At 38.3% G+C, this 13,874-nt stretch carries 13 protein-coding genes; 6 read left to right on the forward strand and 7 right to left on the reverse strand.

Annotated elements, in window-relative coordinates; translation table 11 throughout:
* Positions 1-100: 100 nt before the first annotated feature.
* From V4B18_RS02405 to V4B18_RS02415, 3 genes are all read right to left on the reverse strand, one after another.
* Complete coding sequence (locus V4B18_RS02405) at positions 101-685, reverse strand: CarD family transcriptional regulator (protein WP_455476249.1); 585 nt, start codon at positions 683-685, stop codon at positions 101-103.
* Between the two features lie 336 nt (positions 686-1,021).
* Positions 1,022-1,360 (reverse strand): ferredoxin FdxA, encoded by a 339-nt coding sequence (gene fdxA, locus V4B18_RS02410; RefSeq protein WP_455476250.1) that lies wholly within the window; start codon positions 1,358-1,360, stop codon positions 1,022-1,024.
* Between the two features lie 21 nt (positions 1,361-1,381).
* On the reverse strand, positions 1,382-2,950 hold the full coding sequence (locus tag V4B18_RS02415) for a hypothetical protein (protein WP_455476251.1): 1,569 nt from the start codon (positions 2,948-2,950) through the stop codon (positions 1,382-1,384).
* A 579-nt stretch (positions 2,951-3,529) separates the two neighbouring features.
* On the opposite strand from V4B18_RS02415, the gene V4B18_RS02420 reads away from it, so the two are divergent.
* Positions 3,530-4,441 carry an RNA polymerase factor sigma-32 gene (locus V4B18_RS02420; protein ID WP_455476252.1) on the forward strand — a complete coding sequence of 304 codons (912 nt, stop codon included), beginning with the start codon at positions 3,530-3,532 and terminating at the stop codon, positions 4,439-4,441.
* A 164-nt stretch (positions 4,442-4,605) separates the two neighbouring features.
* Here the strand turns inward: V4B18_RS02420 and V4B18_RS02425 are convergent, their stop codons facing one another.
* A complete protein-coding gene (locus V4B18_RS02425) occupies positions 4,606-6,102 on the reverse strand; it encodes a M48 family metalloprotease (RefSeq protein WP_455476253.1) in 1,497 nt (498 codons plus the stop codon).
* Positions 6,103-6,264: 162 nt separating this feature from the next.
* Between V4B18_RS02425 and V4B18_RS02430 the strand changes: the two genes are divergently transcribed.
* The 3 genes from V4B18_RS02430 to V4B18_RS02440 all read left to right on the forward strand — a co-directional run bounded on the left by V4B18_RS02430 (position 6,265) and on the right by V4B18_RS02440 (position 9,247).
* A complete protein-coding gene (locus V4B18_RS02430; RefSeq protein ID WP_455476254.1) occupies positions 6,265-6,900 on the forward strand; it encodes a thiamine diphosphokinase in 636 nt (211 codons plus the stop codon).
* Between the two features lie 110 nt (positions 6,901-7,010).
* Positions 7,011-7,424, forward strand: coding sequence for a hypothetical protein (locus V4B18_RS02435; RefSeq protein WP_455476255.1), 414 nt, complete (start codon positions 7,011-7,013; stop codon positions 7,422-7,424).
* The gene (locus V4B18_RS02440; protein ID WP_455476510.1) at positions 7,424-9,247 is read left to right on the forward strand and encodes an ABC-F family ATP-binding cassette domain-containing protein; all 1,824 of its coding nucleotides are present in this window, start codon (positions 7,424-7,426) and stop codon (positions 9,245-9,247) included. Before V4B18_RS02435 ends, V4B18_RS02440 begins: the two co-directional genes overlap by 1 nt.
* Here V4B18_RS02440 and V4B18_RS02445 read toward each other — a convergent pair.
* Entirely contained in the window at positions 9,244-9,501 is a 258-nt protein-coding gene (locus V4B18_RS02445; RefSeq protein WP_455476256.1) for a DUF2312 domain-containing protein, read from the reverse strand. The genes V4B18_RS02440 and V4B18_RS02445 overlap by 4 nt on opposite strands.
* Positions 9,502-10,855: 1,354 nt before the next feature.
* Between V4B18_RS02445 and V4B18_RS02450 the strand changes: the two genes are divergently transcribed.
* Together V4B18_RS02450 and pyk are read left to right on the forward strand one after the other, a co-directional pair.
* Positions 10,856-11,350: a DUF1036 domain-containing protein gene (locus V4B18_RS02450; RefSeq protein WP_455476257.1), complete on the forward strand. Its 495-nt coding sequence runs from the start codon at positions 10,856-10,858 to the stop codon at positions 11,348-11,350.
* A complete protein-coding gene (gene pyk, locus V4B18_RS02455; protein ID WP_455476258.1) occupies positions 11,347-12,783 on the forward strand; it encodes a pyruvate kinase in 1,437 nt (478 codons plus the stop codon). Before V4B18_RS02450 ends, pyk begins: the two co-directional genes overlap by 4 nt.
* 133 nt (positions 12,784-12,916) lie before the next feature.
* Here the strand turns inward: pyk and V4B18_RS02460 are convergent, their stop codons facing one another.
* On the reverse strand, positions 12,917-13,294 hold the full coding sequence (locus V4B18_RS02460; RefSeq protein ID WP_455476259.1) for a cell division protein ZapA: 378 nt from the start codon (positions 13,292-13,294) through the stop codon (positions 12,917-12,919).
* 12 nt (positions 13,295-13,306) lie between these two features.
* Positions 13,307-13,582, reverse strand: a complete 276-nt coding sequence (locus V4B18_RS02465) for a DUF4164 domain-containing protein (protein WP_455476260.1) — start codon at positions 13,580-13,582, stop codon at positions 13,307-13,309.
* Positions 13,583-13,874 lie beyond the last annotated feature (292 nt).

Below are 13,874 nucleotides of genomic sequence, written 5' to 3' on the forward strand. Positions count from 1 at the left end.
AAAACTTTATTGATTTTCTATTAAAATGCTCTTCCATGTCCATGTGCAAAAGTAAAAATAAAACCAATATAAAGCTGGTTTCATTTTTTTATTATTACTGTTATGCAGCGTAAACGGTGTTGTTGCTGGTATCAGATTCTTCTAGTTCTGTTTTAAATTCACGCTTTGCTCTATTAGAAAGGTGCATTTCTATAAGATTGATGGCTTCTGTTTCAGAAAGACTATTAATGACAGCAATTTCACGAGCCATCCGTTCAAGTGCAGCGGTATAGAGTTGACGTTCAGAATAAGATTGCTCAGGTTGTATATCTGAGCGAAAGAGATCACGCACAACTTCAGCAATGCATATGAGATCACCGGAATTAATTTTAGCATCATATTCTTGAGCGCGGCGTGACCACATAGTTCGCTTAACCTTTGCTTTTCCTTGTAAGATTTTTAATGCACGTTCAACGGAATCAACAGCGGATAATTTGCGCATTCCAATAGAAATAGCTTTTGCGATTGGCACTTTGACATCCATTTTGTCTTTAGCAAAATGAATAACAAAAAGTTTTAATTTATGTCCTGCAACTTCCTGATCCTCAATTGCTATAATCTGCCCTACTCCATGGGTAGGATAGACAATATATTCAGATGTTGAGAATCCTTTAGTATTGGAAGAATCGCTATGTTGGGATGCCATATTTTAATTACTCCCTTTATGACTAATAAGTGCGCCAAAAAACAGACTTAAAGTCTGAACGCTGAATATCTTTGACCAAGTATATTACATTAATTTATCGAGCATAAAAGTTGAGTACTTTTAAATGTGACAAGAAACACCCCGCTCTATAATTAAAAAGCAAAGAAAAAATACTTAGAAAAATAATTATGTTAATTTGACATTAACACCAACAATTAAAAAAATCAATCATTTCACGTGGAATTTTTTAATTTTACAGAGGATGAGTTTACATTTTTGAAGCACTGTATAACTTAGGGTTGTACAATTGTTACTTGCTATTTGATTTCGCAATTATTATTCACCACTTCCGGGATTTTCTGAAAAATATTTTTCTAATTTATCCGGAACACCATCCATTTCTTTTGCTTGAGGAAGAGGGTCTTTTCGAACAGTTAAATTAGGCCATTTTGTTGCATAATGCAGGTTAAGTTCTTGCCATTTTTCTAAGCCTGGTTCTGTATCGGGCTTAATGGCTTCTGCTGGACATTCTGGCTCGCAAACACCGCAGTCGATACACTCATCGGGATGAATGACAAGCATATTTTCACCTTCATAAAAACAGTCAACAGGGCACACATCAACGCAATCAGTGTATTTGCAGTGAATACAATTGTCGGTTACTACATAGGCCAAAATTAAACTCCATTTTTTACTTTAGTGACCTTTATGAGGAAGTATATGTGTATCTTTGTCATTTGTAAGTTGATCGCGCAACGCCATTAATTTTGCAAAAGGAGAATCGAGGTTAGGGCGTTTTTCTTTATGAGATGATTTATGATTTGAGTATTTGCTATGAGGTTTGTTCGCGTTATAAGAGTGCTTAGCTTGCGATGTCGCTTTTTTAAGGGTACTTTCATCTGCACTATTTTCTTTTTTTAAAGTCTTTTTGTTTTGCCATCTCTGTCCAGATTTACCTTTATCACGGTTTTTTTGAGAATGGTGGTGAAATTGATAATTATAACGCCATAATAAGATAACTTTATCTTCTGCTGCAATGCGTTTTTGTTTTGCTAAATTGCCAACAGGTTCAGCAGCGGGGAGGCAATCTGTGGCACAGGATTGTTTTTCAGCAGCTGCGGGTAAAGCACTTTTTTCTTCCTTAATAGTTTTTGACGTATTCATTGTTTGCCATTGATCGCCAACAAATTCCGCTGCAGGAACATCTTGTACATTTTTTGCGTGCTCAGAGGTTTTATTTTGAAGAAGATTTTGTTCAAAAACGGCACTGCTACAAGGATAGGATTGGTAGCCAAGTCCTTTGAGAATTTCTTCCATATCGGTTGCATTAGCTCCAAGAATAGACATCATAGTTGGAGTAGAAAAAAAACTTTTTCCATCATAGGCACCATTAGGCTTTGGTTCATCTCCTTGTTTCCAATTGAGCGCAGAGCGGATTAGGTTTGCAAGGCGTTCTAAAATATCAATTCGTACAGCACGTCGTCCTAAAATTAGATAACCAGCTAATTGATAAAATTGGCGATTATAAGTTGGATCAACAATTAGGGAAGTTCGTCCAGCAGCTAAAGCGGTTAAAATTTCATTCAAACCCGTTTGGTCATGACCTTCATTTTGAAGGCTCCACAAAAGCGTAACGGCTTGGATTGGAGCTGGTTTAAGCATTCCTGCAATATAGATGTGAAAAGCGCCAAAGCGGACACCTAGTCGCCGTAATACAGCTCGTGATTCTTGATCAAGATTTTTAACAGTTTCGGCGATTGCCCTGCGAGGTAAAATTCCTAAAGATTTGGTAAGTTGTAGGGCAAGATTTCTTGTTACATCCGTTAAATTATCGGCATTGTGCAAGTCAAACAGTGGCTTTAAAGCTGTTTCAAAATGAAAAGTTATAAAACGCTCTAATCGCTTTACTACTTTTTCGTGAGCTTCTCCCGTTAATTGTGCATCTGCTAAAAGAATAAGTTTTGGTTTTAAAAAATCCTCTGTTGCGACCAGTTTGCCTACTGGTTGACCAGTCCAGCGCACAATTCCATCAGAACTGAGTGTAAAATCCCCATTGGCGGAAGCGCAAAAACGTACTGCACGCTTTTCAAAGGCAATAACCAGATTTTCTTCATTTGCTAAATTTTGCGTATCAGTATCAGTTGCTTGATCAGTACTGCTTTTGTCGGCATAAAAACGAAAACCTTCGAATCTGCCATTTCCATATTTTTCAATAAGAATATCATTCTGAAGAGTATCATTGTATTGAATAATCTTGCTGTCCATGATCATTTCTTTCTCAATGCTGTACCAGTAAAAAGCTTATTCTTAAAAATTGCGTGAATTGCGTTGCTCCTTTAGCACGTTTGTTGTGCTTGCTTCAATCGTTCTTGTTGCTTTTTGATATTTCTTTTTGCCACTTTTACTTCATGTTTTTTTCCTTTTTATTGAATTTAAATATTTTTTGGACATGTTGCGCGCATTAATTGTGTTCTAAACTTAAAAGTATTAAATTTTAAAAGCATTAAAGTAAGTTATTTGCTTAAAAGAACAGTTAAGCTGGCTGTCAAATAGGACGGATATTCTTTTTGGTTATCTTATTTTGTGCCATTTATATCACAATGATGTGAGGAAAAAATTTTCTTATACATTCCTGAAAGAAACGGGCGTATTGCGGCTTTCTCGTCAGTAAATTCACACCTTAAAGTAGTAAGTTTTACGATTACAGCAAAAAAACAATTGCGATTATAAAAATACACGTTAAAGTAGCGTTTATAAAATAAACAACTTTTACGTTCTTTTTAGAAAGAACAGTGGTGTCGTTGCTAGGTTAATTTTGATAATTTTAATCGCAAGGGGTTATTGATGAGTAATCTTTTAGATGCTGTTTATAAAAACAGCAAAAATTATGGCGATGTGGATAAAAGTTTAGGACGCAATATGATGCGTTCTGCCATGCAAGCGCCTTATCTTGAACGACAAAAAGAGTATGATTTGGCTCTGCGGTGGAAAGATAAACATGATGATGAAGCCATGCATCAAATTGCAGCAGCTCATATGCGTTTGGTTATTGCCATTGCTAACCGTTTTAAACGTTTTAAAATGCCATTAGGTGACTTGGTACAAGAAGGTTATGTCGGGTTACTGGAAGCGGCAGCGCGTTTTGAGCCTGATCGAGAGGTTCGTTTTTCAACTTATGCAACATGGTGGATACGCGCTTCTATTCAGGATTATATTTTAAGAAATTGGTCAATCGTTCGAGGAGGAACAAGCTCTTCACAAAAAGCGCTTTTCTTTAATCTGCGTCGGTTACGGGCTAAATTGGTGCAAGATGATAGCGCCTTAACAAAGCAAGATATTTTTCGCACAATTGCTGAAAAGCTTGGCGTTTCAGTTCGCGACGTTGAGACGATGGATTTTCGCTTTTCTGGTGCTGATAACTCATTGAGCGTTTCTATCTCTGACAGCAATGAAAGTTCTGTTGCCAAAATGGATGCTTTGGTAGATGATAATCCGCTTCCAGATGCTTTAATTGAGCAAGTTATTGATGGTCAGCGGCGGACAAAATGGCTTTATGATGCGCTACAGATTCTCAATGAGCGGGAACTTGAAATTATTCGTTTTCGTCGCTTAAATGAGGAAAGTGCTACTTTAGAAGTTTTGGGTGAAAAATTGGGCATTTCGAAAGAGCGAGTGCGCCAAATTGAAGCACGAGCTTTGCAAAAGCTGCGCTCTGCTTTGCTTAGCGCTAATCCCGTAGAGGCTTATGATGTATAGTATCTTATGGAATTTTTTGGCAATAAAATTGGAATTGGCATTGCAAATAAAGAGGTGCAAAGCGTAATCCACACCGGTATAAAAGGTTGCCATATCAGTAAAAAGCACAGTTACAGTTAGTGCGTGCGAAGGTTATGTAAATGCAAAAAATAAAAGGGGCGCGTTTACTCAGAGATGATTTTAACGCGTGTACCTGCCGGTAAAGTCGTTTGAGTTGATGGAAGCGCGTTAAGAATGCGAAACAGTTTTTCTTTGTTTTGTGTGCCTTGCATCTTATGAGCAAAGCTTGCAATACTTTTCTCTTGTTTAACGCGCACGACACGAATCTTCAAGGGTTTCAGCTTGCTTATCTCTAATGATGAGAAAGGGTGAAAGCTTTCAACCGTTCTTTTGGCAACAGCGTCAAAATTTTGAGAGTGCTGGGGAGCCGCGGTAAGGAAGCGAAAGATATGATCGTTGAATAAAATGACGACTACATCAAATTGCCATGATTGATTGGTTGCATAGGCATGGGCTCCGGACAGACCTTGTATCGTAACTGGGCGAATAGATGATTCGTCTAGTCCTTTAATCCATCCACTTTTTAAATAATCACTTGCAGACATGTTGGTTGGAAGGGGTACCGCATCAAAACGAATGGCAATTTTATCTAGGTTACTGGCTAAAACAGCGTTAGACGAATTGGTTATTGCAAAATCGCTTGGAACAGAAAAAGTTACGCCCAATTGTGGGTGAATGAATTGGTTTTCTCGCACATACCCGCCATGAAAACTACTGCCAAAAATCATATTGTCAATGCTATTTAAGAAATTGTCGCGATCTGTGTTTCCAGTGTTAGGGGTACTGATTTCATGAGCTTTTCTTATCGCGAGACGAATTCGTTCTGGGGTTGTTGGGTGTGTTTCTAAAAAATCTACTGAAGCATTCGTGTTTCCTTGGATATTGCGAAAAGCATTATAAGCTTCCAATGATTTCAAAAAGCGCGGTGATGCAAAAGGATCATATCCAGCACGATTAAGCATCTCTATAGCAATCCTATCGGCTTGCAATTCTTGTTTGCGTGAAAATTGTGCTAGTTGTTGCTCATTTTTAGTGGTGTTTTTGCGTTTGATGTCAGAGAGGAAGAGCCAATTTGTGCTTTTGTGATTTGCTTGCTTTAATTCTGCTTTTTTTTGCAGACGCAAAATGCCGTGATTTGCTATGATATGTGCTATTTCATGGGCTAAAACTGCTGCAACTTCTGAAGAATCGTTTGCCAATGCCAACATTGCGCGCGTTACGTAAATATAACCGCCTGGTAAAGCAAAGGCGTTGACATTTTCTGAGTTTAAAATCGTTACACAATAGGTTTGGTTAGCATTTTGTGCAGCAAGAGCTAATCTACTCAAAATTTTTTCTAACATTTGCTCAAGCTTTGGATTACGATATGCGCCACCATGGATTTGCAAAATACGTGGATGTTGTTTAGCACCCAATGTTGCGTAAACATGGGTGTTGGCGTATTTATCTTTTTGAGAAGATTTCAAAGAAGAAGGTGTATCACTTGGGGGAAGGGGCGTGTAACAGGCAGAAAGAAGAAGCGTTAAGCTTAGGAGAGGTGCTTTATAAATTCTGGTGCGAAAAAGAAATTTTCGTTGAAAAAATCTAGTGTCCCAGACCATTTTGTACCTCGTTTACTGATTTAAGATTTTTGATAAATTTATTTCATATTTTATAATTTAAGAAGCTTTTGGGAAAATATCCTTTTGGCTTGTATTATAGCTATTGTCTATAAAAATGATATGAAATGATGAAAGAAAACATTGCGAAAGGCATAATATGTTATGACAACATTTACAATATTGTTAAATGGAGACATTTGCATTACCGATCGTTTGCACAGCCAAATTCATAAGAGTCGAATCATTGCGGTCGATGGTGGAATGCGTCATGCAGCAGCACTCAATGTTGTTCCTGAGTTATGGGTGGGCGATTTTGATTCATCTGATGAGGCTTTAATATGCCAATATGATAATATTCCTCGTGAAATTTTTCCTTCTGATAAAGATATGACTGACGGTGCATTGGCATGTGAAAAAGCTTTGAAAAATGGTGCCAAGCAGCTTATTTTATGCGGTGCTTTTGGAGGTGAGAGGAGCGACCACAGCCTTTCTCATATGACGCAAGCACTTATGATGGCAGAAAAGGGTATTTCCACATTGTTAACCAGTGGCAATGAGGAAGGATGGCCGGTTTTACCAAAGTCTTTTACGTATGATTTACCTGATGATTGCCTTTTTAGTATTATTGGCTTTTCCGATTTGCAAGGATTAACTTTATCAGGTGTGAAATGGCCAATTCATAACAAAAATGTATCTTTTGGGTCTTCTTTAACACTTTCTAACCGTATTTGTGGAACCTTCTCTTGCCATTTAGGTTCTGGAAAAGCTATATTGTTAGCATCAGTGCCTATTCCATAAAGCTCTTAAGGTCTATTCGAGTAAGGCAAAGGGGGGAGGAGGGTGTGATAGTTAAGTGCTAACATGAGCGGTATGCCTTATGTTTTGGTCTTTAAAGGAGAGGTTTTTACATGTTAAAATCAATTTTGAAAATGACAGCTGTTTCAGCAATAGGTTTAAATTTGGTGGCTTGTTCTGTAAGTGAACAAAGAGTTGCAGGTTATGGCGCTGGGGGAGCTGCATTAGGCGCTTTGGCAGGAACAGCAATTGGTGGAAGTACTCCTAGTGCAGCACTTACGGGTGCAGCAGTTGGTGCAATTGCAGGTACGATAACAGGTGCTGCTGCAAATCAAAGAAAACAGCCTCACGTTATAGTTCAGCATCCACCTGTGGTTCAACAACCATCAATGTGTACTTATCGTGGTCGTAGAGGTCAGGTCTATCAGGCACCTTGCGCGCAAACGCCTCAGACTCAAGCAATAAAATTGTGTACTTACGAAGGCAGAGGGGGTGTCGTGTATCAGGCACCGTGTCATAAACGTTGATAGCCACGCCCCTACTCCGGCTTGATGGTATTTTTTTAAGCTTTGGAATGACTCCTTTGCTTGATCAGGTTTGCTTGTCAGTAGAGCAAGGGGCACGTATTGCGTTGGTGGGGCGCAATGGATGTGGAAAATCAACGCTGCTAAAAATTGCAGCTGGAATAATAGAACCGAGTGGGGGGGAAATTTTTCGTCACCCTCGGGTTACTGTGCGTTATGTATCGCAAAATCCTGATTTTTCAGAAGATGAAGACGTTCGCACTTATGTGGAAGCAGGTTTGGATCATGCGTCCGATGTGCAATGGGTGAATATACTTTTCAAAAATCTTGGTTTTTCAGGAACAGAAAAATTGGTAACGCTTTCTGGTGGTGAAAAGCGGCGCGTTTCGCTATTACGAGCGATTGCTGTAAAACCTGATATTCTCCTTTTAGATGAACCAACCAATCATCTTGATTTGCCAACTATTGAATGGCTTGAAGGCGTTTTGCGCTCTTTGCGCTCGGCGATTGTGGTGATTTCGCATGATCGACGATTTTTAGAAAATGTTACGTGCTCAACAGTATGGCTTGATCGGGGCATCGCAAAAAGATTGGAAAAACGTTTTTCTGAGTTTGAGAGTTGGAGGGATAAAGCGCTTGAAGAGGAAGCATTACAACGGCATAAATTAAGCCGGCAGATTACACGTGAAGAACAATGGCTGCGTTATGGGGTAACAGCACGGCGTAAACGTAATGTACGGCGTTTGGGTGCATTAAAAGAATTGCGACAGTTGCACAAAACCTATAAAGAACCTTTGGGAAGTGCGCTTTTTACGGCTTCCAAAAGTCACGATTCTGGTCAATTGGTAATTGAAGCTAAGCGCATTTCAAAATCTTACGGTGATCAAATTATTGTGAAAGATTTATCTTTGCGCATTCAGCGTGGTGATAGAATTGGTTTAGTTGGTCCCAATGGAATAGGAAAGACAACATTGTTGTCTGTTCTCATTGGGCAGGAATTGGCTGATAGGGGAACGATTAAGCATGGACATAATCTTTCTATGGCACTTCTTGATCAACAGCGTATTTTAGATGAAGAAGAAACTGTAGCACAGTATTTAACAGGTGGCAGAGGTGATACTCTCCTGATTAATGAAAAAGAGCGACATGTCGTTTCTTATATGAAGGATTTTTTGTTTTTGCCCGAACAAGCACGCACACCGCTTAAAGAATTGTCAGGTGGGGAAAGAGCACGTTTAATGCTTGCTAAGCTTCTTTCACGGTCGGCAAATTTTTTGGTTCTAGATGAACCAACCAATGATTTGGATATGGAAACATTGGATTTGTTGCAGGAATTTATTGCCGATTTTGCGGGAACAGTGTTGTTGGTGAGCCATGACAGAGATTTTTTAGATCGGACTGTAACGCATGTGTTGGCACCCAAAGGCGATGGTCTTTGGGTTATGTATGCTGGCGGTTATAGTGATATGATAGCGCAAGGTAAGCAAACCGCATTCTTACAACGTAAAGAGCTGCCAAATTCTCGTGCGCGGGAACACTCAAAACAAATTTCTGTTCCAGAAAGAAAGACGCAGCGCAAATTGTCTTACAAACAAGTTTATGCATTAGAAAAATTGCCTGAACAAATTGCAGTTTTGCAGGATGAAATTAAAAAAATTGAACGAGAACTCTCTGATCCAGCGCTGTATTGTCGCGATAAAGATCATTTTGAGCGTTTATCGACAGCGCTGAACGAGAAGAAAAATTCTTGCATGCAAAAAGAAGAAGAATGGTTGGAGCTTGAGCTTTTACGCGAAGAAATAGAAAAGGAAATGCGTGCGCATTAACTCATACCGAGGGCATTTTTATAAAGCTGGATAATCGCTTCTTCCTCGAGTCGCTCATGGTCTTCTTTTTTACGCAACCGTACAATATTGCGAACAGCTTTACTGTCAAAGCCAGATCCTTTAAGTTCCATGTAAACTTCTTTAATATCATCTGAGATAGTTTTTTTCTCTTCTTCTAATCGTTCAATGCGTTCGATAAAAGCACGTAGTTGATTTGCGGATATGGCGTGTGTTTGATCAGTCACTGTGTCCATTGTATTTTTCTCCAGATTGTATGTTTAAAGCTGTTTTTTACGATAAACTTGTGTTGGGATATTTGAAAAACAGAAAATAAATCAAGCTGTATAATTTTATAAACTGACTCTTAGACCAACAGTAAAATCCTTATGGGTTTCTATAATTAAAGCTGCAACGATACAAGATATTTTTCTTAGGGGGGATGGCATAGCCATCGGGAAGCCTTAAACGAAAGAAAAGTAAAATCTTAGTGATCGTTTTGTTTTACTTGGTTTAAATCATCAATAGTGCATTTTAGATAATCCATATCTGTTCAAATTCATCAACATTTAAAGAATATAGATTCATTTTCTAAAACAAATATGAAGGACTAGTTTTAGAAGATTTTTCAATATTTCTGAATGGAGTAATCTTTACGGTTACGCTTTAGATATTGATGAAATTTTATAAAAAATTGTTGTTTGCATATTGAATTTTATTTTCTGATTTCATTATTCGTCTCTGATGAGTGGTGTTGTAGAGTAGTGCAATGAAAATTTAATAATATTTTAAAATTTTTTGATAAAAGACCTCATTGAATATTTTATATTCGTTGATGCAAAGCAAATAGCATCTCATTATAAATTAAGAACGCTAATTTTTTAGGTTTATCTTTAAGACATTTATTGTTTTCAGTTGTTATATTCGTTGAGTAGGATTGTTTGTGCTTTTGAAAAGTAAATTTGTTTAGAGCGATCAGAATGTGAGAAGGTATTCAATAATCCCTCTTTGAATGTTTTAGGCTTTACGAATATGCGAGCTTTTTAAAGTTATCTGGATATTGTTATTTGTAGGTGGTTTTTCGAATTCGTCGAGATGTATTGGGATTATGAATGATATAATCACCTACGCATTTAAATTCGAACGGTTGAATAATGCTTTTCCGTCTAGAATTGGAAATATTTTTTTAAGATTTTTATGTTTTTTTCCTGAAATTGACGAATGTAAATTAAAGTTCTCTTGTCTTTTTTATAAAAATATGAGGGTACTGAAATTTCAGTTTTCTGTTACTCTCCAAAAATTCTGTAACGTATTATCGGGGAGTGCTTTGTACATTATTATTGCTTCTTTTTACATTAATCTCTATCCTTAAGAAGCAATAATTAGGCTGTTGCGTATTTCCTATTTAGTAATCTCTATTGTACTATTTTAAGAATTATACTGCAAACAATGAAAAGTTTTTTATAAAAATTTAAAATATACGCATTGAAAAAGGGCGATAAAAGGCAGAAAAATGTGCAGATGTATCTGCACACATGCAAAGAGCTTTAAGAAAAGAAAAAAAAAGAGATATATATTTTGTCTTTGTAGTTACGTCATAAAGGTGGTTTTGTGTTTGCTAAAAAACATGCATGGGTGTTGGAGAGAGGATTTAGAATTTTTCTTTTAAGTGTCTTTTTCTCCATCTTATCTGTTGATTTTGCAAAAGCGGACTTTCGGGTTTGTAATACTACGCAACAGCCTGTTGGTGTTGCCCTTGGTTATCGTACATTTTCAGGATGGGTAAGTGAGGGATGGTGGGTCATTCCAGATGCGGCGTGCAAAACCTTAATTGAGGGCGCTCTTTCTTCGCGGTTTTACTACTTTTATGCGGAAGGGGCGCAAAAAAAAGGCAGCTGGTTGGGCTCTGTGACTATGTGTGTGCAAGATAGCCAATTTATGATTCAAGGGGTTCATGATTGTTTTACCAGAGGTTTTCAAAAGGCTGGATTTAAAGAAATTGATACAGGCAATCAAACCAATTGGATGGTGCAATTAACCGATAAATCTTTGCTTAGTGATTCGGTTTTGCATTCTTCTACTTTTTCAGGAGTTTCTCCACCGTGAAATGTGCACGTAAAGTAAAAATTATTGCTACTCTTGGTCCTTCTTCTTTTTCCATTTCGATGATTGAAAAGCTTTTTATGGCGGGAGCAGATGTTTTTCGTCTTAATATGAGTCATATTGATCGTGAGACAATGTGTGATTTGGTAAAGAAAATACGCGATGTTGAAAAAACTGTTCGTCGGCCAATTGGTATTTTGGTAGATCTACAGGGGCCAAAATTGCGGGTTGGCTCTTTTGCTAAGGGGCAAGAGGACTTGGTTGTTGGACAAAGTTTTACATTAGATGATCGTGATGTTCTTGGTGATGCACAGCGTGTTTTTTTCCCGCACAGGGAGGTTTTTTCAGCTGTTAAATCAGGAGATCGTTTGTTGATTAATGATGGGAAGTTGGAACTGCGTGCTGAAGTTTGTGATAGCCATCATGTTCAGTGCCGTGTGGTTGCGGGCACCTATATTTCTGATCGAAAAGGGGTGAGTTTCCCCGATACAGTTTTGCCTTTTGGTTCAATGACGTCAAAGGATGAAGAAGATTTGCAGGCTGTTTTAGAACAGCCAGTTGATTGGGTAGCGCTTTCTTTTATCCAGCGTCCAGAAGATATTGAGATGGTGCGTCAGTTGACGAAAAGCAAAGTGGCTTTGATGGCTAAGATCGAAAAACCTCAAGCTTTGGAGCATATAGAAGAGATTATTAATATTTGTGATGGTATTATGATTGCACGAGGGGATCTCGGTGTGGAAGTGCCACTGGAGAGAGTTCCTGCTATTCAGATGGAGCTTATAAAAGCATGTCGTTTAGCAGGAAAGCCTGTCGTGGTGGCTACGCAAATGCTTGAATCAATGATCACATCGCCTGTTCCAACACGGGCAGAAGTTTCTGATGTGGCGACAGCCGTTTATGCGGGGAGCGATGCGGTGATGTTGTCGGCTGAATCGGCATCTGGGCTTTATCCTGAAGAAGCAGTATTGATGATGGATCGGATTGCTCGGAAAATTGAACAAGATCCAACCTATGCAGCTTTAATTGGTGCGCAACATCCTGTTCCAGAATCAACAGGAACAGATGCGATTTCTCTTGCTGCCCGTCAAATTGCTGAAACGCTTCAGTTAGCCGTCATTGTTGCTTATACCGCTTCAGGAAGAACAGGTGTGCGTGCATCGCGCGAGCGCCCAAACAGACCCATTATTGTTCTTTCACCAATTGTGGAAACTGCGCGGCGGTTGGCTTTGGTTTGGGGGCTTTATTGTGTAGTTACAGAAGATGCGCGCGGTTTGGAAGATATGGTTGATCGTGCTGCAGCAATTGCTTTTCAAGAAGGTTTTTGTCGTGGAGGAGACCGGTTTATTGTGACGGCGGGAATTCCCTTTGGAACACCAGGTGCTACGAATTTATTGCGGATTGCTTCTGTTTCTCAAGATGGAACAAAAAGCGTTTAATGTAAATCTCTACATTTTTGTTTTTTGAGAATATTTCAGCGTACTTGCTGCTGTTGCAATTTGTGCAATTTTCTCAAAATTTTACTTGTCTTTGATAATTCTATCGTTGCACTTTCAAGATGAGGATATATTTCTATGTCATTTCCTTATCTTCAAAATCTGCGTCACCATGATTATCTTTAAGCAATTGATTGGTAAGTTTTTCAATCCGCTCGGTTGTATCTTTCATAATTTTATTCATGGTACGGTCTCTTTCGTTGTGCTGTCGTAAAAGAGCGTCATAGTCTTCTTGTAATTTTTTATTTTCCCGCTTTATTTCTTCCATTTCGTCGATAATCATAATGCCAGCCATGATGGACAAACGATTATCACCGATTTCTCCAAAATTTTTTTTCAGATGTGTGATATATTGATCCAATCGCGCTGCAAGTCTTGTGAGATGGTGTTCTTGTCCTTTATCACAAGCCATACGATAAATTTTACCATCAATGGTAACGGAAACGGTTTCCATGCGTTTAAACCCTCATCTATCAATTACGACACGAATTGTTTCCATTGCTTTAATAAGCCGTTTGGAAACTTCTTTGTTAACTGTTTCTAGTCGTTCTACATGCGCTTCTGCTTTATCAAGTGCTTGGGCAAGACGGCTACGATCAGCGTTCATTCGTTGAATTTCTTCTTCCCATTCATTATTTTTGTCAATAACAGTATTCCGATTTATAATGGTTATCTCCAATGTCCTGAGTGCTTTTTCTAATTGCTCTAAGGCATGTAGCAGAACCGTATTCTCTTGGTTCATGATGATTATATCCTTTGAGTGATTGTTTCCTTATATCAGCCCTTTACGCAAAAACGAATCATTTATTTTACTTTTAAGTATGTAGGATATTTTGGCAAGCGAAGCAGAGGACACATGTTAATTAAAAGCTGGATTTTTTAAAACTGTTAGCATAAATGATATGTGCACAGAAGATCTGTGAAGGTACTTAAATATGAGTCATTAATGAGAGCTGTCTGTTGAGAATCTGGGCAGATTGAGCAGTGCTCCTTAAGGCATTTTTGAGAAAAGCAGTAAAATTAACAAAGTGGTT

This window comes from Bartonella sp. B17 (assembly GCF_053795755.1).

Bases quoted from the DNA above. Each gene is read 5' to 3' on its own strand.
- V4B18_RS02405 (WP_455476249.1), bottom strand. From the start codon at position 685: ATGGCATCCCAACATAGCGATTCTTCCAATACTAAAGGATTCTCAACA.
- V4B18_RS02415 (WP_455476251.1), bottom strand. From the start codon at position 2,950: ATGGACAGCAAGATTATTCAATACAATGATACTCTTCAGAATGATATT.
- V4B18_RS02420 (WP_455476252.1), top strand. From the start codon at position 3,530: ATGAGTAATCTTTTAGATGCTGTTTATAAAAACAGCAAAAATTATGGC.
- V4B18_RS02425 (WP_455476253.1), bottom strand. From the start codon at position 6,102: ATGGTCTGGGACACTAGATTTTTTCAACGAAAATTTCTTTTTCGCACC.
- V4B18_RS02430 (WP_455476254.1), top strand. From the start codon at position 6,265: ATGACAACATTTACAATATTGTTAAATGGAGACATTTGCATTACCGAT.
- V4B18_RS02435 (WP_455476255.1), top strand. From the start codon at position 7,011: ATGTTAAAATCAATTTTGAAAATGACAGCTGTTTCAGCAATAGGTTTA.
- V4B18_RS02445 (WP_455476256.1), bottom strand. From the start codon at position 9,501: ATGGACACAGTGACTGATCAAACACACGCCATATCCGCAAATCAACTA.
- V4B18_RS02460 (WP_455476259.1), bottom strand. From the start codon at position 13,294: ATGGAAACCGTTTCCGTTACCATTGATGGTAAAATTTATCGTATGGCT.
- V4B18_RS02465 (WP_455476260.1), bottom strand. From the start codon at position 13,582: ATGAACCAAGAGAATACGGTTCTGCTACATGCCTTAGAGCAATTAGAA.